Source organism: Paracoccus cavernae (assembly GCF_042430175.1).
In the GTDB taxonomy this organism is placed as follows: domain Bacteria; phylum Pseudomonadota; class Alphaproteobacteria; order Rhodobacterales; family Rhodobacteraceae; genus Paracoccus; species Paracoccus cavernae.
This window is the reverse complement of record NZ_JBHMDZ010000002.1, coordinates 183,257-205,688: the sequence shown is the minus strand read 5'-3', so window position 1 is coordinate 205,688 and position 22,432 is coordinate 183,257. Positions and strand designations below refer to the sequence as shown.

The window sequence follows — 22,432 nt, the reverse complement described above, 5'->3', positions numbered from 1 at the left end:
AACGTTCCGGCCTTGGCCGGAGAGGGATTCGCCTTTCTGCCTAGTCCGGCACGCGCCCCTCTGGCAAGCCCGCAGCGCTGGTCCGGCGGGGGCGGAATGCGGGCCCGACACCACCGGCACCAATCGGCAACCCGAACGCGGCTTGACTTGGCGCGCGGCTTGGCGGCATCAAGGGCGGGCAATGGTTCCTGTGGCGACACAGGCTAAGAGGGAATGCACCAAGCCCGACAGCGCCGCGTCAAACGCGCGTCCGAAGGCCCGAGTGCAGCCGCCCCCGCGACCGTGACCGGAGAGCTTCTCCACCGCCACTGGGCCTGTCCCGGGAAGGCAGGAGAAGCGCGGGCCCCGTGCCCAGATCCGCAAGCCGGGAGACCTGCCTTTGCGAGATAACCAATGATGCGGACGGGGTGTGCCGCGGATGGATGGCATCGGACCACCCGCCCTTGCCCCCTCCGCCCGCCCTTTCGCAAAACCGAAGGGGCGCTTGTGGAAACCACGCTGTACATCTGCCAGACCTGCCGCATGGGCCAGCCCGTGCCCGAGGACGGCATCGTGCCCGGCGCGCGCCTTTTGGCGGCGGTCGCGGCAGGAGACCTGCCCGAAGGCATCCGCATCGTCCCCGCCTCCTGCCTTCAGGCCTGCGCCGAGGGCTGCGCCGTCGCGCTGAGCCGCCCCGGCGCATGGAGCTATGTTCAGGGCGGCCTTGCCCCCGACGACGCCGGCGAGGTCGCCACCATGGCGCGCCAATACCGCGACAGCGAAGACGGGATCGTGCCGTGGCGCGAACGCTCGGCACTCTTTCGCAAGAATACCGTCGCGCGCATCCCGCCGCTTCCCGCCCCCTCCCTTATTGCAACCCCGCTTGCGCCCAGCCCCGCAAAGGATCCGGCATGACTTTTCCGACGACCGCCCCGCTTTCCGGCACTGTTGCCGAAACCCGCACCCGAACTCTCGCCAAAACCCCCGTTACCGTGATCACGGGCTTTCTCGGCGCGGGGAAAACCACGCTGATCCGCCATCTGATCGGCAATGCCGGCGGCAAAAGGCTGGCGGTTCTGGTCAACGAATTCGGCACAGCCGGCGTCGACGGCGAGATCCTGAAATCCTGCGCCAGCAGCGATTGCCCCGAAAACAACATCCTCGAACTGGCGAACGGCTGCATCTGCTGCACGGTTGCCGACGACTTCCTGCCCGCGATGGAGCAACTTCTGGCCCTGCCCGAGCCGCCCGACCACATCCTGATCGAGACCTCGGGCCTGGCTCTGCCCAAGCCTCTCCTCAAGGCCTTCGACTGGCCTGCGATCCGCTCGCGCATTACCGTCGACGGGGTGATCGCTTTGGCCGACAGCGAGGCCTTGGCCGCAGGCGCCTTTGACGAGGGCGAGACCGAAGGCTCCGGTCACGACAGCCCGCTGGCCGAGGTTTTCGAGGATCAGGTCAACTGCGCCGATATCGTGCTTTTGACCAAAGCCGATCTCGCAAGCGAGGCGGTCAAAGCCGCAGCCCGCACCCGCCTTGCCGCGATCGCCCAGCGCAGCCTGCCGGTGATCGAGATCAGCGAAGGTGTGATCGATCCGCGCGTGATCCTCGGGCTCGAGGCCAAGGCCGAGGACGATCTGGCCGCGCGCCCCTCGCATCACGACGGGGCCGACGATCACGAACACGAGGATTTCGAAAGCATCGTGGTCGATCTCCCCGAGATCACCGATCCCGCCGATCTGGCCGCCCGCATCGAGCGCCTTGCCCGCGAGCAGCATATCCTGCGTGTCAAAGGTCATGTCGCGGTTGCGGGCAAGCCGATGCGGCTTTTGGTGCAGGCCGTCGGAGCGCGGGTGCGCCACCAATACGACCAGCCGTGGCGGGGTCCGCGCCATTCGCAGCTCGTGGTGATCGCCGAGCATCACGACATCGACCCCGCCGCCATCCGCAAGGTGCTTGTCGGCTGATGCATGTCGTCTTTCGCGAAAAGGGCGGGCTTGAAGAAAGCGCCACGCCGCAAGATCTCGGGCAAAGCCCCGCGGATCTTGCCGTGTTGTCCTTTTCCGACAGCGATCTTGGGGCCTTTGCCCAGGCTTGGCACGACGGGCGGGAGCATCTGCCCCCGCTTCGCCTCGCGCCGCTGGCACGGCTGACGCATCCGGTCTCGGTCGATCAGTATATCGAGGCCACGCTTTCGGGCGCACGCGCCATTCTGGTGCGGCTTCTGGGCGGGCAGAGCTATTGGCCCCACGGAGTCATGGCCCTGCAGGATCTCGCCCGCCGTCGCGGCATCCGGCTAGTGCTTTTGCGCGGCGACGGGGGCGTGGATGCGGGGCTGATGGGCCTGTCGAATGTCGATGCCGCCCTGTGGCACCGGCTGAACCGGCTTTGCGCGATCGGCGGGGTCGAGGCGGCAGCCGCCGCGCTGCGGCTTTTGGCGGGTGGAGAGTTCGCGGCCGAGACCGATCCCCTCGCCCAGCCTTTGCCCGAACCCTTGCCCGAAGCGGGCTGGCTGGACCCGCAAAGCTCCGCCACGAAGAGGGCGCAAGGCTGGATCGCCATTCCCTTCTACCGCGCGTGGCTCCTTGCGGGCGACATCGCCCCGATCCATGCGCTGATCGCGGCTTTCGCGGCCAAAGGCGTCACGGCGCAGGGGATCTTCCTGCCCTCGCTGAAATCGGCAGAAGCGCAGCGCTTCCTGCATGCGGCTTTTGCCGAAAATCCGCCGCTTGCCGTGGTCAATACCACCGCCTTCTCGAGCGGCGATCCCGATTGTGCCCTCCGCTCCGGCCCGCCGGTTTTCCAGGCGGTACTGTCGACCGCCGAGGCGCGTCTTTGGGCCGAGAGCAGCCGCGGCCTGTCGCCGGCCGATATGGCGATGCATGTCGTTCTGCCCGAGGTCGACGGCCGCGTTCCCGCGCAGATCATCTCGGTCAAAGAGGCAGGACGCCATGACCCCGATCTGCAAATCGCGCTCCCCCGCCACCACCCGCTGCCCGACCGGATCGCGGCGTTGGCCGCGCGGGTGCTGGGCTGGTGCGCATTGCAACCCGAGCCCGCACCTGCGCCTGCGCCCGCACTGGCTTTGGTGCTTTCGACCTATCCGGGCAAGCCGTGGCTGGATGCCCATGCGGTCGGCCTCGATGCCACGCTTTCGGCGGAGGCGATCTTGCGTGGTTTGGGCGAAGAGCCCGAGGCACTCGCACCCCTTTTGCGCAACCGCACCCTGCACTGGCCGCTCGCCGACTACCGCAAAGCCTTGGCCCGACTACCCAAAGAGCTGCGCAAATCGCTCCGCGACCATTGGGGCACGCCCGAGGAGGACCCACAGATCCACGGCGGCGCGGTCCATTTCCACGCCGTGGCGCAGGGTTCGCATCTCGTCGCGCTCCAGCCCGAGCGCGGCCGGATCGCGGATCGCGAGAGCGGCTATCACGACCTCTCCGCCCCGCCCCGCCATGCCTATGTCGCCTTCTATCTTTGGCTTGCGACCCGCGTGAAAGCGATCCTCCATCTCGGGGCGCATGGCACGCTCGAATGGCTGCCGGGCAAGGCCGTCGCGCAGTCTCGGACTTGCTGGCCCGAGGCGCTGACCGGCGCGCTGCCGGTGATCTATCCCTTCATCGTCAACGATCCGGGCGAAGCCGCACAGGCGCGCCGCCGGCTGGGCGCGCTGACGCTCGGCCATATGCCCCCGCCGCTCAAACCCGCGCAGCTGCCGGAGAAATTCGTCAGCCTCGAGCAGATGCTCGACCGCTATGCCTTGGCCGACGGCATCGATCCCGCGCGCCGCGACCGCTTGGCCGACATGATCCGCGACGAGGCCGAGGCCTTAGGCCTTTTCGCCGAACTCGGGCTTGATCCTGCGGCAGCGCCCGAAGCGCTCGGCTCGCTCGACCGTTTCGTCTGCGAGCTCAAGGAAAGCCGCTATACCGACGGGCTCCATATCTGGGGCGCGGCCGAGGGCGAGGTCGAGGGGCTTGCCCGCGCTTTGGCGGGCCGCCATGTCGCGCCCGGCCCGTCGGGCAGCCCGTGGCGCGGCGCGCGCGATGTCGCCCCCACGGGCCGCAACCTTTACGCGGTCGATCCCCGCGCCCTGCCCTCGCCCGAGGCCGAGGCCAAGGGACGCGCCATGGCCGAGGAGTTCATCCGCAGCTATCTGCAAGATCACGGCGACTGGCCGCAATCGGTGATGATCGATCTCTGGGGTTCGGCCACGATGCGCACAGGCGGCGAGGATTTCGCGATGGCGCTGGCGCTGGCGGGGCTTTCGGTGTTGCGCGATGCGGGCACGGGTCGGGTGACAGGGCTGGAGGTCGTGCCGCTCTCGTTGCTGGGGCGTCCGCGGATCGGCTGCATCCTCAAGATATCAGGTCTGTTTCGCGACAGTTTTCCGGTGCTGATCCAGCTTTTCACGCTCGGGGCCAGAATGTTGGCCGCCCGCGTGGAAAACGGGATCGAGACGCCTGCCGACAATCCTTACGGCACGAGCACCGCGCGGGTCTTCGGCCCGAGGGACGGGGTCTACGGCACGGGGATCGCGCTTGACGAAAGCCCCGAACGCATCGGCGCGGCATGGCTCGAAAACGGGGCTTTCCGCCATGACGGCCAAGGCGGTGCGATCCCCGATGCCGCCGGTCTGCGCGCTGCTTTGGGCGGGCTTTCGGCGCATCTGCACAGTCAGGATCTACCCGAAACCGACCTGCTGATGGCCGAGGATTACGCCGCCCATATCGGCGGGATTTCCGCCGCGCTGCGCCTGCTCGACCATGATGCCGCGCTTTATCATCTCGACAACACCCGCGAGGACCGCGTGACCTTGCGCGAGATCGGCGTGGAGCTTGCCCGTATCATCCATAGCCGCGCGGCCTCGCCGCAATGGATCGGCTCGATGCTGCGCCACGGTGCGCGGGGCGCGGGCGAGATTGCCGCCTCGCTCGATCACCTCGCGGCTTTCGCGCGGCTGACCGGTCGGGTGCCGCCGCATCTTTTCGACGCTTTCGCCGGCGCGACCCTGCTCGACGATCACGTTGCGGATTTCATGTCGCGCGAGAACCCGCAGGCTTTGGCGCGAATGATGGAGATTTTGCGCGATCTGCGCCGCTCGGGCCATTGGAACAGTCGCCATAATGCCGTTCTGGCCATGATCGACGGAGGCGACGATGACCGTACGCCCGCCTGATCGGGGCTATATCGTCAAGGGCTGGTGCCCCGCGCCGGGCCGCCCGATGGAAAGCGGCGACGGCTGGCTTTTGCGGCTCAAACCCTTCGGCGGCATCCTGACGGCGCAACAGGCCGCGGCGATCGCTGCGGTTGCGCGGGAACTGGGCAACGGGCAACTCGATCTGACCAACCGCGGCGCGCTGCAATTGCGCGGCATCGCCAGGGACCGTCTCGCCGAGGCAGGCGCGGCTTTGGACCGCATCGGACTGGCGCAGGGCGGCGCGCTTGCGGCGATCACCATCGCGCCGCAGCTCGGGCAGGAGGATGGCTCCGACCCCGGGGGGCTCGCCCGCGACTGCGCGGCGGTTCTTGCGGCCTTTCCCGATCTGCCCGCGAAATTCGGGCTCGTCATCGACTGCGGTGCCGCGCGGCTGCTGGCCGATTGCCCCGCCGATCTGCGTCTCGAACGCGCCGCGAGACCGCCCGATAGGCAGGGCGAGACGCGGCTTTTGCTGCGCATCGATGGCCGCGCGCAGGGCATTCCCACCAACCGCGCCGATCTGGCAGGGCATCTTTCGGCCATCCTGAGCGCCTTTTGCGCAAACGGCATCAGTTCGGGCCGCGGCAGGATGCGCGACTGGCCGGGCGCGATAACCGAGAGCTTTGACACTCAAGGCACGACCTTGGACGAAAGCCTTTCGCCGGTTCTTGCAATCACGCCCCAAGCCGGCCGCTTTGGCGACAGCGTTCTTCATGCTGCGGCCTTCGGGGCGCTGGATGCCGATCTGCTTGCTCTGGCCGCCGAAACCGGCCCGATCGTCCTGACCCCTTGGCGCATGATCGCACTTGGACGAAAGCTCGATCATCCCGCGCTGATCTCTACCCCCGACGCGCCGCTGGCCCGCGTTCAGGCCTGTGTCGGCGCGCCCGCCTGTGCGCAGGCCCATGCACCGACGCGGGGGCTGGCCCGACGGCTGGCGGCGACGCTCGGGCGCGGGGAGAGCCTCCTTGTCTCGGGCTGCGCCAAACATTGTGCGGGTGGCGGCAAAAGGGCCGGCCTGGTTCTGACCGCCAGCCCTGCGGGCTTCGCATTCGCGACCTCCGACCCCGCGCCCCCCGTCCTTTTACCCTTTCCCCCAGCGGATAATACCATGCTCCACAGCTATGAAACCAACGGTCAGACGATCTATGACCAATCCTTCGCGATCATCCGCGCCGAGGCCGATCTGGCGCGTTTTCCCCCGATCGAGGAACGCGCCGCGGTGCGCATGATCCATGCTTCAGGGCTGGTCGGGATCGAGCGCGAGATCGCCTTCACCCCCGGTTTCGGCGCGGCGGCAGCGGCGGCGCTCAAGGCGGGCGCACCGGTGCTTTGCGATGCGCGCATGGTCTCCGAAGGGATCACGCGGGCGCGGCTTCCGGCGGAGAATGCGGTCATCTGCACGTTGAACGACCCCCGCGTTCCGGCGATGGCGGCAGCAATGGGCAATACGCGCTCGGCGGCGGCGCTCGAATTGTGGCGGCCCCATCTCGCGGGCGCGGTGGTGGCGATCGGCAATGCGCCGACCGCGCTTTTCCATCTGCTGAACATGCTGACCGATCCCGATTGCCCGCGCCCCGCCGCGATCATCGGCTGTCCGGTCGGATTTGTCGGTGCCGCCGAATCCAAAGCCGCGCTGATTGCCGCCCCGCCCGTCCCCGCCCTTGTGGTCACCGGCAGGCTGGGCGGATCGGCGGTGACGGTTGCCGCGGTGAACGCGCTCGCCTCGGAGAAAGAGTGATGGGCCGCATCATCTGTGCGGGGCTCGGCCCCGGCGCACAGGACCTCATGAGCCTGCGCAGCGCCCGCGCGATCGGGAATGCCCGCCAGATCGCCTATTTCCGCAAACCCGGCCGCAAGGGCATGGCGCGCATGATCGTCGAGGGGATGCTTCACCCCGAGGCCGCCGAACATGCGATGGAATATCCCGTCACGACCGAGCTGCCCTTTGCCTCGCCGGAATACCGCGCGCTGCTGGCCGATTTCTACGACCTCTGGGCCGACAGGCTGGCCGCGCTTGCCGCCGCGCAGGATGTCGTCGTGCTCTGCGAGGGCGACCCCTTCTTTTACGGCTCCTTCATGCACTTGCACGCCCGCCTGCAGGACCGCGTGCCGATCGAGATCATCCCCGGCATCACCGGCATGTCGGGTTGCTGGACCGCGACCGGCCTGCCCGTGACCTGGGGCGACGATGTGCTGACCGTCCTGCCTGCGACGCTCCCCGAGGCCGAGCTGGCCCGCCGCCTCGCCGATAGCGATGCCGCCGTGATCATGAAGATCGGGCGCAACCTGCCGCGGTTGCGGGCGGCCCTGAGCCGCGCGGGCCGGCTGGAGGACGCATGGCTGTGCATCAAGGGCACGATGGAGGGACAGCGCGTCCTGCCCCTGACCGAGGCAGGCCCCGAAGAATGCCCCTATTTCGCGACCGTCATTCTCCACGGCAACGGCCGCCGCCCGATGCGCGAGGTGCGGTCGTGAGCGGGACATTGACCATCCTCGGGACCGGTCCCGGCGCCGAAGGGCTGATCGTCCCCGAAGCCGATGCGGCTTTGGCGCAGGCAACCGATGCTTTGGGCTATATCCCCTATCTGCGCCGCCTTGCGCCCCGCGCGGGTCTGAGGCTGCATGAAAGCGACAACCGCGAGGAACTGGACCGCGCCCGCCATGCGATCGCTCTGGCGCAGGCGGGCGGGCGCGTGGTTGTGGTCTCCTCGGGGGATCCGGGGGTTTTCGCGATGGCCGCGGCGGTTTTCGAGGTGCTCGAGGATCTCGCCCCCCAAACCCATCCCGAGATCGCGGTCATCCCCGGCATCACCGCCATGCTGGCGGCGGCAGCGCGGATCGGCGCACCTTTGGGCCATGATTTCTGCGCGATCAACCTGTCGGACAATCTCAAGCCCGCCGAGACCATTCGCCACCGCATCCGTCATGCCGCTTTGGGCGGCTTTGCCATGGGCTTTTACAACCCACGCTCGGCATCGCGCCCCGACGGCTTTGCCCGCGCCCTCGACGTTCTGCGCGAGACCTGCGAGCCCGAACGCATCGTGATCTTCGCCCGCGCCGTCTCGACACCCCAAGAAGAGATCACCGTAACGACATTGGCCGAAGCCCGCGACACGATGGCCGATATGCGCACCGTCGTTCTGGTCGGAAATCCCGAGACGCGCCGCATTGCGGGCAAGGGGCGCGACTGGGTTTATACGCCGCGCAGCTGGCCCGCATTATGAGCCGCGCCCAAAGCCGCCCCCTGCGCCAGCCAGCCCATCACGCCGGCCACGGTCGCAAAGCTCAGGCGCGGCGCGATCTGCGGACGCGCGACCATGACCACCGGCAGGGACAAGGCGCGGGCCGCCTCGATCTTGGCATAAGCGCCGCTGCCGCCCGCATTTTTGCTGACGATGCAGGTGATGTCATGGGCACGCAAAAGCGCGAGATCGCCCGCGAGCGTGAAGGGGCCGCGCGCCACCACCCAATCGGCATTGGCCAAAGGGGGGCTTTGCGGCGGATCGACCAGCCGCAAGAGAAAGCGGCGCGCGCGCGGACCGCTGCCGGCCTGTGCGCCGTCCCCCCCGCCGAAGGCCGCCAGCTCGTTGCGTCCGATCCCCAGAAAGACGCGCCTCCCGACCAGATGCTGCGCTGCCTCGGCCATCGAGGCGACCCCGATCCAGCGGTCGCCCGCAACCGGCTGCCAAGGCGGGCGCTCCAGCGCGGCCAGCGGCAGGCCGAGCGCAGCTGCCGCGGCGACCGCGTGATTGCTCATCTGCGCGGCGAAAGGATGGGTCGCATCGATGATCGCGCCGATCCCTTCCGCGCGGCAATAGGCACAAAGCCCCGCGATGCCGCCGAAGCCCCCCACGCGCACCGGAAGAGGCTGGCTGCGCGGCGCGGCAACCGCTCCGGCATAGGAATAGACCGCCGCGATCCCCGCGCCCGCCAAGGCCTGCGCCAAAGCGCCCGCCTCGGTGGTGCCGCCCAGAAGAAGGATGCGTGACATGGATGCTCCCGCCAAGGCTTGGCTTACAATCATCGGCTTGCAGGAAGACGGGATCGAGGGGCTTTCGCCCCGCGCCCGCCGCGCGCTCGACGAGGCCAGTACCATTTTCGGCGGCCCGCGTCACCTCGAACTCGTCGGCGCGGGTGCCCGGGGGCGGGCATGGCCCCTGCCCTTTTCGATCGCGCCGGTTCTGGCCGAACGCGGCCGCCCGAGCGTGGTGCTGGCCTCGGGCGATCCGTTCCATTTCGGCGCGGGCCGCGCTTTGGCGCAGGCGCTGCCCAAGGGCGAATGGCTCAGCCTGCCCGCGCCCTCGACCTTCGCGCTGGCAGCCAATGCGCTCGGCTGGCCGCTCGAGGATTGCCTGTGCCGCGCGCTCCACGCCGCGCCCGCGCAAACCATCCGCGAAGATCTTGTGCCCGATGCGCGGCTGATCCTCTTGATGCGCGATGCGCAAGCGCCCCATCAGCTCGCCCGCCAGCTGGCTGCATGGGAGATCACCGCCGAGATCACCGTGCTCGAACGGCTGGGCGGGCCGCATCAGCGCATCCTGCCCTATCGCGCCGGCGACAGCTTTGCCGCGCCGGTCGCGGTGGCAGTCGCGGTCATGGCGGGGGGCGGTCTTTCGCGGGCCGCCGGTCGCCCCGAGACGAGCTATGCCCATGACGGCCAGATCACCAAAGCGGCCATTCGCGCCGTGACCCTGGCCGCGCTTGCTCCGCGCGAAAACGAGATGCTCTGGGATCTCGGGGCGGGCAGCGGCTCGGTCGCGATCGAATGGTGCCGTCTGGGCGGCCGCGCCACCGCCGTCGAGACCCGTGCCGACCGCGCCGCCAATATCGCCGCGAATATCGCCGCTTTCGGGCTTGGCGCGCGGATGAGCCTGACGCAGGGCGACCATCTCGGCCGTATCGGAGACCTGCCGCGCGCCGATGCGGTTTTCGTCGGCGGCGGCTTTTCGCAGCCCCTCTTCGAGGCGCTTTGCCGCCATGCCGAAGGCGCGCGGCTGGTGGTCAATGCCGTCACCCTCGAGACCGAGGCCCTGCTGATCGCGCTCGCGGCCAAGGGCGGGAGGCTGATGCGCTTCGATCTCTCCGAGGTGCAGCCTCTCGGGCCGATGCGCGGCTGGAAAAGCGCCCGCCCCGTCACGCAATGGGTGACGACATTATGAGCGCGCGGCTGATCGCTGGGATCGGTTTGCGCGCCGGTGCCTGCCTTGCCGATCTCGAGGCGCTGCTCGCCTTGGCCCCCGCCCCCGTCGCGGGGCTCGCCACGCTTTCGGACAAGGCGGGCCACGCCGCTTTGCGCGAATTGTGCGACAAAACCGCTCTGCCGCTGACCCCGATCGCGGGGCAGGCAATTGCCGGCATCCCGACCCCGACCCGCTCGCCCGACCAGATCGCACGCTTCGCCACCGGCTCTCTGGCCGAGGCTTGCGCGCTGGTCGCCGCCGGAACCGGCGCCCGTCTTCTCGGCCCGCGCCTCGTCTGCCCGAACGGCCGCGCCACCATCGCTTTCGCCGAAAGGAAGCCCCTATGACCGTCCATTTCATCGGCGCAGGCCCCGGCGCGCCCGATCTTCTGACCCTGCGCGCCGCGCGTCTGATCGCCGCTTCGCCGGTCTGCCTTTACGCGGGTTCCCTGATCCCGTCCGAGGTGCTCGACCATTGTCCGCAAGGCGCGCGCATCATCAACACCGCGCCGATGTCGCTGGACGAGATCATCGCGGAAATCAGGGATTCCCATGCGCAAGGCCATGATATTGCGCGGCTTCACTCGGGGGACCTGTCGGTCTGGTCGGCCATGGGCGAACAGCTGCGCCGTCTGCGTGCGCTGGCGATCCCCTATGATGTGACGCCGGGCGTTCCGTCCTTTGCGGCGGCCTCGGCCGCGCTCGGGGTCGAGCTGACACTGCCCGGCCGCGCCCAATCGGTGATCCTGACGCGGGTGTCGGGCCGCGCTACCGCCATGCCCGAGACCGAGCGGCTCGAAACCTTTGCCCAAAGCCGCGCCACCCTTGCGATCCACCTTTCGATCCATGTCGCGGCCGAGGTGCAGTCACGCCTTTTGCCCCATTACGGCGCGGATTGTCCGGTGGCCGTGGTCTGGCGCGCGAGCTGGCCCGACCAGCAGATCGCGCGCGGCACACTCGCCGATCTTGCCGCGATAGCCGCCTCGGGGGCCGAGCGGACCGCGCTGATCCTTGTCGGCGAAACCCTTGCGGCCGAGCCCGAAGACTTTCTCGAAAGCCGCCTTTACGCCGGCGATTACGACCGCCGCTTCCGTCCCAACGGCGCCGAGCCGCGTTTCCCCGAGGGCACGGCATGACCGCGGGCCTGTTGATCGCCGCCCCCGCCTCCGGCACCGGCAAGACCACGGTGATCCTGGGCCTCCTGCGGGCCTTTCGCGACCGCGGCCTGACGGTGCAGCCCTTCAAATGCGGCCCCGACTACATCGACCCCGCCTTTCACCGCGCGGCTTCGGGACGCGAGAGCCTCAACCTCGACGGCTGGGCGATGGAGGGGGCGATGCTCGACGCCCTGAGCCTCTCGGCGCGCGGCGCGGATCTGGTCATCGCCGAGGGCTCTATGGGGCTTTACGACGGGGTGATCGCCGCCGGAGCCTATTCCAACGGCTCGAGCGCCAGCATCGCGCGGCGCATGGGCTGGCCGGTGGTGCTGGTGATCGACGCCTCGGGTCAGGCACAATCTGCGGCGGCAACGGCGCTTGGCTTCGCGACGCTGGAAACGGGCTTGCCCTTTGCGGGGGTGATCCTCAACCGCGTGAACTCGCCGCGCCACGAAAGCCTGCTGCGCCATGCGATGGCGCAAGCGGGAATCACGGTTTTCGGCTGCCTGCCGCGCCGCGCCGATCTGACTCTGGCCGAGCGACATCTGGGGCTGGTTCAGGCAGCCGAGCATCCTTCGCTCGAGGCGGCGATCCGCGATTATGCGGCCATGCTGGCCGGTCATGTCGATCTCGATGCGCTGCGGGGCGCGGCGAATGCGTCGGGCAGCAAGGTCTTGGCTCTGGGCACGCGGATGGCGCCGCCCGCCCAAAGGATCGCGGTGGCGCGGGATCTGGCCTTCAGCTTTCTCTATCCCCATCTCGTGCAGCTCTGGCGCGATCAGGGGGCCGAGCTTGTGCCCTTCTCGCCCCTTGCCGACGAGGCCCCCGACCCCGCCTCCGATCTGGTCTGGCTGCCGGGCGGCTACCCCGAGCTTCACGCCGCCAAAATCGCCTCGGCCGGCCGGTTCCTCGCGGGATTGCGCACCTTTGCGCAAAGCCGTCCCGTTCACGGCGAATGCGGCGGCTATATGGTATTGGGCCGCTCGCTGACCGACAAGGACGGCATCAGGCACGAGATGGCGGGGCTCTTGGGCCTCGAAACCTCTTTCGCCAAGCGCAAGCTGAACCTCGGCTACCGGCTCGCGACTCTGGCCGCGCCGGTCGGGGCGCTGCCCACAGGCGCGCGGCTGCGCGGGCACGAGTTCCATTACTCCTCGATCACGGCCCAGCCCGATCCACCGCTGGCCCGCGTGGTCGATGCGACCGGCACCGAGGTCGCGCAGAGCGGCTCGCGGCGCGGCAATGTCACCGGCAGCTTCTTTCACCTCATCGCCGAGGAGAAACCATGAAGCTCACGCTTATCGGGATCGGCTGCGGTAATCCGCAGCATCTCACGCTCGAGGCCATCGCGGCAATGAACGGCGCCGATCTGATCCTGCTGCCCGACAAAGGTACGGAAAAGGCCGCTTTGGCCCATCTGCGCGAGGATATTCTGGCGCGTCATCTGACCAATCCATCCGTCGAAATCCGCCGCATTGCGATGCCCGCGCGGCGCAAGGACAATGGCTACCGCGCCGGTGTCAACGACTGGCATGACGAGATCGCGCGACTTTGGGCGGGGGCAATCGCGCAAGCAGGCGCGCCCGCGCATGTGGCGCTTCTGGTCTGGGGCGACCCCGCGCTTTACGACAGCAGCCTGCGCATCGCCGCGCGGCTCTCGCCCGCGCCCGAGATCCGCGTCATCCCCGGCGTGACCTCGCTCTCGATGCTGACGGCGGCGCATCGGGTGCCGCTCAACGATCTGGGCGAAAGCGTGGCGATCCTGCCCGCGCGGGTCCTGCGCGAGCGGGGCTGGCCCGAAGGGGCGGCCACACTTGCGGTCTTTCTCGATGACGGCTCGACGCTGGCGGGCCTGCACGATGATTGCCGGATCTGGTGGGGAGCCTATCTCGGCATGGAGGAACAGGCGCTGATGGCGGGCAGGCTGGGCGACATCCGCGGCGATCTGGCGGCGACCCGCGCGGCTTTGCGCCAAAGACATGGCTGGATCATGGACCTCTACCTCTTGCGGCGGGGCTAAGGCGCGCGAGCAGATCGGGGCGGTGCAAGCCATGGCCCGCCCCGATTTCCCGTTTTCCTGCCGCGCGTTCTTCTTTAGCCTTGGCGAGACCAGCCGGAGCGCGCTCGCATGGAACTGAAATGGCTCGAGGACTTTCTGTCGCTTGCGACCACGCGCAGCTTTTCGCGCTCGGCCGAAGAGCGAAACGTCACCCAGCCCGCCTTCAGCCGCCGCATCCGTGCGCTGGAAATCTGGCTCGGCCGCGACCTTCTGGACCGCAGCGTCTATCCGGTGGCCCTGACGCCCGAGGGCAAGCAATTCCTTGAAACCGCCGAAGAGGTCGTCGGCGCGCTCAATGCCGCGCGCGAGAGCTTCCACGGTACGAAAGGCGGCGGGCGGGTCCAGAGCCTCTCGATCACGGCGTTGCACACGATCGCGCAATCGGTGCTGCCGCGCTGGATCTCGGTGCTGCAGGACGCTCTCGGTCCTTTCACCAGCAAGGTGCTGCCCGACAATTTCAACACCTGCCTCCATGCGCTGACCGATGGCGGCTATGATTTCTTCATGACCTTCTATCACGCGCAGGTGCCGATCAACCTGTCGGAGCAGGCCTACCCCTATCTGACGATCGGGACCGACCATCTCGTCCCCGTCGCCACCCCCGCTCTGCGCGACGCCTTGGCCGAAAACGGCGCGGCCCTGCCGCTTTTGCAATATTCGCGCGGCTCGTTTCTCGGGCTTCTGGCAAAGATCGCCCACGGCCAGCAGAAATCCGTTCCGACCTATCTGAGCCATATCAACGAGAACTCCATGGCCGAGGCCCTGCGTGCGATGGCGCGGCAGGGTTTGGGCATGGCATGGCTGCCGCAATCGCTGATCGCGGATGATCTGGCGCTCGGCCGCCTTGTGCGCATGGGCGAGAGCTTCGAGATGGAAATCCGGCTTTACCGCAATCTCGAACGCGCACGCGGCTTTCTCGACCGCGTCTGGGAAACGACGCGCAAGGCCGCCCCCTTCGGCGAAGAGGCCGCGGCCCAGCCCTTGGCTTCGCCCCAGCCCTTGGCGTCGCCCTAACCCTTGGCTTCGCGGCTCTCGACCGGATGGCCGGCGGCCTTCCAGCCAGAAATGCCGCCCTTCAGGCTGCGCGCGTCCAGCCCCATCTCCTGCGCGAGCTTTACCGCCAGCAACGAACGCCAGCCCGAGGCGCAGTAGAAGACATAGGTCTTGCCCTCGGCGAAACGCGGCTTGTGATAGGGACTTTCGGGATCGATCCAGAATTCGAGCATCCCGCGCGGCGCATGAAAGGCCCCCGCGATCACGCCTTCGCGTTCCAGCTCGCGCGGGTCGCGGATGTCGACCATGACGAGATCGTCGTCATCGAGCCGGTTGACGATCTCGTCGGGGAGCAGCGAATGCACGACCCGATCCGCCTCGTCCAGCATCTCCTGATAGCCTTTGACCATCGCGCCCTCCTGTTCCGTCCGGCTTGGCTTCCTGTCGGTCCCAGCCTAACCCTTAGGGCGGCGCTTCTCCAAGCGGATGTCGCCGCCGCCGATGTCTTGCTCGTTGCCCCAGCCAAGCGCGCGGTAAAACCCCGCCGCCCGCGTTGCCGCGCCGGTTTCAAGCCATGCGGCGGGATGGCGCGCGAAAAGGGCATCCTCGGCCAGAAGGACCAGTTCGCGCCCGATCCCCTGCCCCTCGCTTTCGGGCAGAACGAAGGCCGCGAAAAGCGAGCCCTCGTCCAGATCGACCATCGAAAAGCCCATGACCGCATCGCCCGTGACCGCATCGCCCGTGACCGCGACCCAAGCGCAGGGCTGCGAAGCGATCATCCCCGCGACGGCCGCTTCGGTAATACCGGCGCGGGTCAGCTCGTCGCGGCTCATGTGGTTTTCGCGCACATGGGTGCGGACATGGAAAATGCCGGCAATATCGTCGGTGGTGGCGGGGCGGATCTTGATCGTCATGGTATCGTCCTTGGGGGCCTAACGGGCGAAGCGTCGCCCCTATTCCGCCGCCAGTCCGGCAAGGGTCGCGCGGGTGTGTTCCATCGCATCGGGCGCGCTTTCGCCGTAATGCTCGATCCGCACAAGGCAGGTATGCGCCGCGCAGCCCTGACCAAAGCGCGAGGTCGGGATATCGGGCGTCAACACATTGGGGTTGCCCGACAGATCCAGCCCCGAATTCCCCGAAGGCGCGAACCATGCGCCGGTCGGCAGGACCAGAACCCCCTGCCGCACCGAGGCGCTGGTGCGCACCGTCGCCAGACAGGCCCCGCGCCCGTTCCAGAGACGCGCGATATGGCCGTCGGTCAGACCAAGCCGCAAAGCGTCCTCGGGATGGATCGAGACTTGCTCGCGGCCGTTGCGCTTGTCGGCCATGCTGGCGGGGCCGGTTTCCAGCTGGCTGTGCAGGCGGCCCGCCGGCTGGTTCGACATCAGGTGGAATTCGTCGTCGTGACGCGCCGCGCCCAGCCATTCGTCGGGCGCGATCCACGCGGGATGGCTCGGGCAATCGTCATAGGCCAGCCGCGCCAAAGTCGCGCTGCCCAGAACGATACGCCCGCTTTCGGTGGCCAAGGCCGCGCCCTCGGGATCGGCGCGGAAATCGGCGAGATAGACATGATCGTCCGTCACCGGCACCTCGGCGAAACCGGCCTGCCAAAAGGCGTCGAATTCGGGCAGATCGACCCCGAACCGCGCCTTGCTGTCTTGCCGCGTGCCCTCGTACAGATGGCGCAGCCAGCCCATCTCGTTACGGCCCTCGTTGAAGGCGGGGCCGACGCCCAGCTTGCCCGCGATCAGGTCGAAAATCGCGTAATCCGAACGTGCCTCGCCCAACGGTTCGATCGCCTGCTGCATGGCAAGGATCACATCCATGCGCCGGTTGCCCGCCAGATCGTTGCGCTCGACCGAGGTCGAGGCCGGCAGCACGATATCGGCACGCTGCGCGGTGGCGGTGAACATCGGATCCTGCACGATGATGGTCTCGGGGCGCGTCCATGCCTCGTTCAGGCGGTTGAGGTCTTGGTGATGGTGGAAGGGATTGCCCCCCGCCCAATAGACCAGCCGCGTATCGGGATAGTGCCGAACTGCGCCCTCATAGGTAAATTCCGCACCGGGGTTGAGCAGCAGATCGCTGATCCGCGCCACCGGAATGAAGCTGTCGATGACATCCGCGCCCGCCGTGATCGCGGGCGAGCGGCCGCTGTTGATCCCCGCGCCGACCCCGCCGAGCGAGGCATAGCCGTAGCCCACCCCGCCGCCCTCAAGCCCGATCTGGCCGATGACCGCAGCCAGCCCCAGCGCCGCCCAATAGGGCTGCTCGCCATATTGCGCGCGCTGGAGGCTCCAACTGACGCTGAGCATCGAGCGGGTCTCGACCAGCTGGCGCGCAAGCGCACGGATCGCCGCCGCATCAAGGCCGGTGATCCCTGCCGCCCAATCGGCATCCTTGCGCTGGCCGTCTTCCTGCCCGCGCAGATAGGCCAGATAATCGCCCGAACCGCTGGTATAGCGGGCAAGGAAATCCGCATCATGGCGTCCCGCCGTGACGATTTCGCCCGCAAGCCCCAGCATCAAAGCCGTGTCGGTATTCGGGCGGATCGCCCACCAGTCGGCCCCGACCCAATCGGGGATGTCGTCGGCCAGAGGCGAGACCAGCACGATGCGCATGCCGCGCTCCTTCATGCGCCTCAGGCGGGTTTCCAGCATATGGCTGCCGATGCCGCCCGCCTCGTTTTGCGCGGTGCGGGGCGAGAGCGCGCCGAAAACCACCAGCGTCTCGCTGTGTTCGGCGATCGTATCCAGCGTGCTCGCCCGCCCGACACAGGCCGCATCACTGCCTAAAGCATGGCGCAAGATCACCGGCCCTGCCGCGATCGAATAGGTATCGACATGGCCGGTATAGCCGCCCACCAGATTGAGCATCCGCTTGAGCAGCGTCGGCGCGTGATGGAACCGCCCGCAACTCGTCCAGCCGTAAGAGCCCGCAAAAATCGAGGCATTGCCGTGATCGCGCGAAACGCGGGTGATTTCCGATGCAACCAGCTCGGCGGCCTCGTCCCAGCTGACGGGGATGAACCGGTCCGAGCCGCGCCCCTTCCGGTTCAGCGCGGCATCGCCGCTTTTGCGCGCGGCCAGCCAACCCTCGCGCACCATCGGCTGTTTGATGCGGCGCTCGGGATTGCCCCATTCCTTGACCGAATGGATGATCGACGAGGGGGCCGGATCGCGCGAGAAAGGTTCGGCCCCGATGATCTTGCCGTCTTTGACCAGCAGCGAATATGCGCCCCAATGGCTGCAATGCTGAACCCTTTTCACGCCGTCCATTTCGCTCTTGCCCATCGCCTGCCCTCTTGCCCGACCCGTCAGAAACCGCCCGCGCGGGGCCCCGTCAAAGGGGCAATCGTCCGCGCGGATCTTGCGCCGAATTCGCACAGTCCAAGCGGCCCGCGTCAAGGCCTCCGCGCGATGAAAACCGCAAATCATGCCGATACGTGCAGGCCGGTCCGATGGCGGGCCGCAGAGCCCTGCGCGGCACAACCGACGCGGAATTTCCCCACCGGGCGTCTTTCTTGCGGTTTTCTGCCCCGATCCGGCATCTTTGTGGCGCTTTCGCTTTGACAATCAGCGCGAGAGTAGATAGGGCCGCCTCTCTGGCTCCGGATTCCGGGGCGGCGGGCATTGGGAGGCCCTGCCGCGAAAGGGACATGGTGCCGTTCATCGGGTAGTTACACCCCCTTTTCCTGGCGAAGTATATGACCACATTCGATATTGCCGCACCTTTGGCTGCGGCGCTGGCAGCCAAAGGCTATGCCAGCCTGACTTCCGTGCAACAAGCCGTTCTGGCCGAAGATGCCGCAGGTCGCGACCTTCTGGTTTCGGCGCAGACCGGCTCGGGCAAAACCGTTGCTTTCGGGATCGCGATGGCCCCCGAAGTTCTGGGCCACATGGACCGCCTGATGCCCGCAGAGCGCCCGCTTGCGCTGGCGATCGCACCGACGCGCGAACTCGCGCTTCAGGTCGCACGCGAACTGCAATGGCTTTACGGCGAGGCCGGTGCCCAGATCGCCACCTGCGTCGGCGGCATGGATTACCGCACCGAGCGCCGCGCGCTTGATCGTGGCGCCCATATCGTTGTCGGCACCCCCGGCCGTCTGCGCGACCATATCGAGCGCGGCAGCCTGAACCTGACCGGCCTGCGCGCCGCGGTTCTCGACGAGGCCGACGAGATGCTGGACCTCGGTTTCCGCGAGGATCTGGAATTCATCCTGTCCGCGGCCCCCGAAGACCGCCGCACGCTGATGTTCTCGGCCACCGTGCCGCCGGCGATCGAAAAGCTCGCCAAGGACTTCCAGCGCAGTGCCCTGCGCATCAGCGCGGTCGGCGAAGCGCGCCAGCATGGCGACATCCAGTACCGCGCCCTGTCGATCGCGGCACGCGACCGCGAGAACGCGATCTTCAACCTGCTGCGTTTCTACGAGGCGCAGACCGCGATCATCTTCTGCAAGACCCGCGCCAATGTGAACTATCTGCTCTCGCGCATGGGCAACCGCGGCTTCCGCGTCGTGGCGCTGTCGGGCGAGCTGAGCCAGCAGGAGCGCATGCATGCGCTGCAGGCTTTGCGTGACGGCCGTGCACGCATCTGTATCGCGACCGATGTCGCGGCGCGCGGCATCGACCTTCCGGGTCTGGAACTGGTGATCCATGCCGATCTGCCGACCAACTCGGAAACGCTGCTCCACCGTTCGGGCCGGACCGGTCGTGCGGGTGCCAAAGGCGTCTCGGCGCTGATCGTGCAGCCGTCGGAATACAAAAAAGCCCAACGCCTGCTGCAAGGGGCAAAGGTCGTCGCGGAATGGGGCACTGCGCCCAGCTCTGACGAAGTCCGCGCCAAAGACGATACCCGCATGCTCGAAACGCCCTCGCTGACCGAGCCGATGGAAGACGAGGCCGCGATGGCCGCGCATCTGGTCAAGCGTTTCGGTGCCGAACAGGTCGCCGCGGCCTTCATCAAGCTTTGGCGCGAAGGCCGTCCGGCCCCCGAGGAAATCAACGAGACCGTGACGCCGGCGCAGCCTTCGGCTCCGCGCCAGCGCGAGGCTTTCGGGGCTTCGGTCTGGTATCTGCTGACGGTCGGCCATTCGGGCCGCGCCGAAGCGCGCTGGCTTCTGCCCAAGATCTGCGAAGCGGGCAACATCACCCGTGACGCCATCGGCGCGATCCGCGTCAAGACCAACGAGACCTTCGTGCAGATCGCGGCCGAAATGGCCGACCGCTTCCACGACGGCGCCGAAATCGAGGAAGGCATCGTCATGCGCCGCCTCGCCGACGAGCCGGTCTTTGGTCCCGAGACGCGCGGCGAGCGCCCCGAGCGCGCCCCGCGCCGTTACGAGGACCGTGGTGATCGCGGTGGTGATCGCGGCGAGCGTTACTCGGCTCCGCGCGCACGTCGCGACGACGACGGCGACAGCCGTCCGCCGCGTCCGCCGCGTGGCGAAAAGCCTGCCTATGTCCGCAAACCCTCGCGCTTTGTCGAGGACGACGGCCAGGGCCATGACGCGGCTTCCGCCCGCAGCGAGCGCAAATCCTATGATCCGGCCGCCGAGAACGAGAAGCTGAAAAAGCCGCGTTGGTCCGCAGCCGACCGCGCCAAGAAAGACGGCGAAGGCTTCAGCCGCGACGACCGCGCCGCACCGGCGAAGTTCGGCGGCAAACCGGCCTCGAAATACGGCAAGCCCGCGGGCAAACCGGCTCCGGCCAAAGCAGGTTTCGCAAAACCCGCGCGCGCCAAATCCGGCGATGCCGGCACCAAGCGCAAGCCGGCGAAATACTGAGGCGCGACCTTGGTGCAGGCAGCGCCGCCGCTTGCACCGAACCACCGCATTCTGGGTGAACAACGCGAAGCCGCTCCGAAAGGGGCGGCTTTCGACTTATTGGTCTGCCGTCATTGAACCAGTCGGGACCACAGGACGTTTCCACCCCGTCGCAGGGCATCGGGCCCGGCTGCGGCACGTCCCTGGAGAGAATGATGAGCACTGATCGCAAAGTCGCAGTTATCGTAGGCAGCCTGCGCAAGGATTCGCATAACCTCAAACTGGCCAAAGCGTTGGTCGAGGCGGCGCCGGCAGGCCTTTCCTTCACCTTCATCGAAATCGGCGATCTGCCGCATTACAACGTCGATCTCGACCCGACCCCGCCCGCCAGCTGGACCCGCTTCCGCGAGGCGGTCGCGCCGATCGATGCGGTGCTCTTCGTGACGCCCGAATTCAACCGCTCGGTGCCCTCGGCGCTCAAGAACGCGCTGGATGTCGGCTCGCGCCCCTATGGCCACAGCGTCTGGGACGGCAAACCCACGGCAGTCGTCAGCGGCTCGGCCGGTGCCATCGGCGGCTTTGGCGCGAACCATCACCTGCGCCAGTCGCTCGTCTTCCTCAACATGCCCTGCATGGCCCAGCCCGAGGCCTATATCAGCAGCATCAACGACATGTTCGACGAAAACGACAAGGTGAAATCCGAGGGAACGCGCAAATTCCTCGGCAGCTTCATGCAGGCCTACAGCGCCTGGATCACCACGAACGCCAAGAAATAATCCGCGCGTCCCGCCCTGCGCCCGTGGCAAAAGAAAGGCGCGGCCCCGCAGGGTCGCGCCTTTCGCACGCGTTTCGCCGCTTTGGCCCGAAGGCGCTAGCCCGCGATGAAGAGGTCGCGGTAAACAGCGGGCTGGCTGCGCAGATATTGCGGCACGACCTTGACCTGCGCCCCCAGTTTCGCCGCCGCATGCCAGGGCCAGCGCGGATCGTATAGAATGGTGCGGGCGAGCCCGATCATATCGGCATCGCCGGTCGCCACGATGGCCTCGGCCTGTTCGGGCTCGGTGATCAGCCCGACCGCCACCACCGGCATCGAGACCGCCGCCTTGACCTGACGCGCCAGCGGCACCTGATAGTTCGGACCGACCGGAATTTTCTGCTCGACCGCCAGCCCCGCGCTGGAGACATGGATGCCGTCGCAGCCGCGCGCCTCGAGCGCTTCGGCAAAGGCGACGGTCTGGGCGATATCCCAACCGCCCTCGACCCAATCCGTGCCCGAGACCCGCACCGTCACCGGACGGTCGGAGGGAAAGGCCGCCCGTACCGCATCATAGATTTCGAGCGGGAAGCGCATGCGGTTTTCCAGCGAGCCGCCGTATTCATCCGTGCGCCGGTTCGACAAGGGCGAGAGGAATTCATGCAGGAGATAGCCGTGCGCGGCATGGATCTGGACGGCATCGATCCCCAGCCGCGCGGAGCGGCGGGCGGCATCGGCAAAGGCCTCGCGGATCCGCACCAACCCCGCCGCATCCAGCGCCTCTGGCGGATTGTCGGTTGCGGCGAAGGGCACGGCCGAGGGGGCCTCGGTCTGCCAGCCGTCGGCATGGTCGGGGGCGATCTGCGCGCCGCCCTTCCACGGCAGATCGGTCGAGGCCTTGCGGCCGGCATGGGCAAGCTGGATCGCTATGGGCATGTCGGACCAGGCGCGCACACCGTCGAGAACCCGCTTCATCGCGGCCTCGGTCGCATCGTCCCACAGCCCGACATCGCGGTAGCTGATGCGGCCCTCGGGAGTGACTGCGGTGGCCTCGATCGTCAGGATCGCCGCCCCCGACATCGCCAGCTGGCCGAGATGGATGAGATGCCAGTCGGTCATCTGCCCGTTCTCGGCGGAATAGGTGCACATCGGCGCGATCACGATGCGGTTGGCAAGCGTCTTGCCCCCCACCGTGACCGGTTCAAAGAGCTTGGAGCGCGGCATCAGCTTCGTCCTTTTTGATGGGCTTGTTTACGGTACCAAACACTTGGCCCGAGAGTGGAATTTAGGGCCGGATGCGCGGCAGAAAAGCCCCTGCCGCCGCTTTGGGCGGGAAAAGGC

The 22,432-nt window shown here is 67.7% G+C and carries 19 protein-coding genes, 1 pseudogene and 1 riboswitch; of the genes and pseudogenes, 15 read left to right on the top strand and 5 right to left on the bottom strand.

Annotated elements, in window-relative coordinates; translation table 11 throughout:
- The first annotated feature begins 165 nt into the window (after positions 1 to 165).
- A riboswitch (cobalamin riboswitch) is annotated at positions 166 to 395 on the top strand.
- Between the two features lie 91 nt (positions 396 to 486).
- From ACFFUC_RS04620 to cobJ, 7 genes and pseudogenes are all read left to right on the top strand, one after another.
- Positions 487 to 894, top strand: a complete 408-nt coding sequence (locus ACFFUC_RS04620; protein WP_377683980.1) for a DUF1636 domain-containing protein — start codon at positions 487 to 489, stop codon at positions 892 to 894.
- On the top strand, positions 891 to 1,946 hold the full coding sequence (gene cobW / locus ACFFUC_RS04615; RefSeq protein ID WP_377683978.1) for a cobalamin biosynthesis protein CobW: 1,056 nt from the start codon (positions 891 to 893) through the stop codon (positions 1,944 to 1,946). Before ACFFUC_RS04620 ends, cobW begins: the two co-directional genes overlap by 4 nt.
- Positions 1,946 to 5,161 carry a cobaltochelatase subunit CobN gene (gene cobN / locus ACFFUC_RS04610; RefSeq protein ID WP_377683976.1) on the top strand — a complete coding sequence of 1,072 codons (3,216 nt, stop codon included), beginning with the start codon at positions 1,946 to 1,948 and terminating at the stop codon, positions 5,159 to 5,161. The genes cobW and cobN overlap by 1 nt, the downstream gene beginning before the upstream one ends.
- Positions 5,142 to 5,387: pseudogene (locus tag ACFFUC_RS04605) on the top strand (ferredoxin-like domain-containing protein); the annotation flags it as partial. The gene cobN and the pseudogene ACFFUC_RS04605, both read left to right, overlap by 20 nt.
- Positions 5,388 to 6,293: 906 nt before the next feature.
- Positions 6,294 to 6,923, top strand: coding sequence for a precorrin-8X methylmutase (locus tag ACFFUC_RS04600; protein ID WP_377684158.1), 630 nt, complete (start codon positions 6,294 to 6,296; stop codon positions 6,921 to 6,923).
- Positions 6,923 to 7,660, top strand: a complete 738-nt coding sequence (cobI, locus tag ACFFUC_RS04595) for a precorrin-2 C(20)-methyltransferase (protein ID WP_377683974.1) — start codon at positions 6,923 to 6,925, stop codon at positions 7,658 to 7,660. Before ACFFUC_RS04600 ends, cobI begins: the two co-directional genes overlap by 1 nt.
- Positions 7,657 to 8,409 carry a precorrin-3B C(17)-methyltransferase gene (gene cobJ / locus ACFFUC_RS04590; protein ID WP_377683972.1) on the top strand — a complete coding sequence of 251 codons (753 nt, stop codon included), beginning with the start codon at positions 7,657 to 7,659 and terminating at the stop codon, positions 8,407 to 8,409. The genes cobI and cobJ overlap by 4 nt, the downstream gene beginning before the upstream one ends.
- On the opposite strand, the gene ACFFUC_RS04585 is transcribed toward cobJ, so the two are convergent.
- A complete protein-coding gene (locus tag ACFFUC_RS04585) occupies positions 8,379 to 9,176 on the bottom strand; it encodes a cobalt-precorrin-6A reductase (protein WP_377683970.1) in 798 nt (265 codons plus the stop codon). The two genes, cobJ and ACFFUC_RS04585, sit on opposite strands and share 31 nt — an antisense overlap.
- Between ACFFUC_RS04585 and cbiE the strand changes: the two genes are divergently transcribed.
- From cbiE to ACFFUC_RS04555, 6 genes are all read left to right on the top strand, one after another.
- The gene (cbiE, locus tag ACFFUC_RS04580; protein ID WP_377683968.1) at positions 9,175 to 10,344 is read left to right on the top strand and encodes a precorrin-6y C5,15-methyltransferase (decarboxylating) subunit CbiE; all 1,170 of its coding nucleotides are present in this window, start codon (positions 9,175 to 9,177) and stop codon (positions 10,342 to 10,344) included. The two genes, ACFFUC_RS04585 and cbiE, sit on opposite strands and share 2 nt — an antisense overlap.
- A complete protein-coding gene (locus tag ACFFUC_RS04575) occupies positions 10,326 to 10,712 on the top strand; it encodes a cobalamin biosynthesis protein (protein ID WP_377683966.1) in 387 nt (128 codons plus the stop codon). The genes cbiE and ACFFUC_RS04575 overlap by 19 nt, the downstream gene beginning before the upstream one ends.
- On the top strand, positions 10,709 to 11,500 hold the full coding sequence (gene cobM / locus ACFFUC_RS04570) for a precorrin-4 C(11)-methyltransferase (RefSeq protein WP_377683964.1): 792 nt from the start codon (positions 10,709 to 10,711) through the stop codon (positions 11,498 to 11,500). The genes ACFFUC_RS04575 and cobM overlap by 4 nt, the downstream gene beginning before the upstream one ends.
- Entirely contained in the window at positions 11,497 to 12,810 is a 1,314-nt protein-coding gene (locus ACFFUC_RS04565) for a cobyrinic acid a,c-diamide synthase CobB (protein ID WP_377683962.1), read from the top strand. Before cobM ends, ACFFUC_RS04565 begins: the two co-directional genes overlap by 4 nt.
- Positions 12,807 to 13,541, top strand: a complete 735-nt coding sequence (gene cobF, locus ACFFUC_RS04560; protein ID WP_377683960.1) for a precorrin-6A synthase (deacetylating) — start codon at positions 12,807 to 12,809, stop codon at positions 13,539 to 13,541. The genes ACFFUC_RS04565 and cobF overlap by 4 nt, the downstream gene beginning before the upstream one ends.
- Before the next feature lie 108 nt (positions 13,542 to 13,649).
- Complete coding sequence (locus ACFFUC_RS04555; protein ID WP_377683958.1) at positions 13,650 to 14,594, top strand: LysR family transcriptional regulator; 945 nt, start codon at positions 13,650 to 13,652, stop codon at positions 14,592 to 14,594.
- Here the strand turns inward: ACFFUC_RS04555 and ACFFUC_RS04550 are convergent.
- The 3 genes from ACFFUC_RS04550 to ACFFUC_RS04540 are packed head-to-tail and all read right to left on the bottom strand — an operon-like array spanning position 14,591 to position 17,866.
- Positions 14,591 to 14,983 (bottom strand): rhodanese-like domain-containing protein, encoded by a 393-nt coding sequence (locus tag ACFFUC_RS04550; protein WP_377683956.1) that lies wholly within the window; start codon positions 14,981 to 14,983, stop codon positions 14,591 to 14,593. The two genes, ACFFUC_RS04555 and ACFFUC_RS04550, sit on opposite strands and share 4 nt — an antisense overlap.
- A 45-nt stretch (positions 14,984 to 15,028) precedes the next feature.
- The gene (locus tag ACFFUC_RS04545; protein WP_377683954.1) at positions 15,029 to 15,487 is read right to left on the bottom strand and encodes a GNAT family N-acetyltransferase; all 459 of its coding nucleotides are present in this window, start codon (positions 15,485 to 15,487) and stop codon (positions 15,029 to 15,031) included.
- 39 nt (positions 15,488 to 15,526) lie between these two features.
- Positions 15,527 to 17,866 (bottom strand): molybdopterin-dependent oxidoreductase, encoded by a 2,340-nt coding sequence (locus ACFFUC_RS04540; RefSeq protein ID WP_377683953.1) that lies wholly within the window; start codon positions 17,864 to 17,866, stop codon positions 15,527 to 15,529.
- A gap of 413 nt (positions 17,867 to 18,279) precedes the next feature.
- On the opposite strand from ACFFUC_RS04540, the gene ACFFUC_RS04535 reads away from it, so the two are divergent.
- Together ACFFUC_RS04535 and ACFFUC_RS04530 are read left to right on the top strand one after the other, a co-directional pair.
- Entirely contained in the window at positions 18,280 to 20,358 is a 2,079-nt protein-coding gene (locus ACFFUC_RS04535) for a DEAD/DEAH box helicase (protein ID WP_377683951.1), read from the top strand.
- A gap of 194 nt (positions 20,359 to 20,552) precedes the next feature.
- Complete coding sequence (locus ACFFUC_RS04530; protein ID WP_377683949.1) at positions 20,553 to 21,113, top strand: NADPH-dependent FMN reductase; 561 nt, start codon at positions 20,553 to 20,555, stop codon at positions 21,111 to 21,113.
- 95 nt (positions 21,114 to 21,208) lie between these two features.
- Here ACFFUC_RS04530 and ACFFUC_RS04525 read toward each other — a convergent pair whose 3' ends face one another.
- Complete coding sequence (locus tag ACFFUC_RS04525) at positions 21,209 to 22,315, bottom strand: NADH:flavin oxidoreductase/NADH oxidase (RefSeq protein ID WP_377683947.1); 1,107 nt, start codon at positions 22,313 to 22,315, stop codon at positions 21,209 to 21,211.
- Positions 22,316 to 22,432 lie beyond the last annotated feature (117 nt).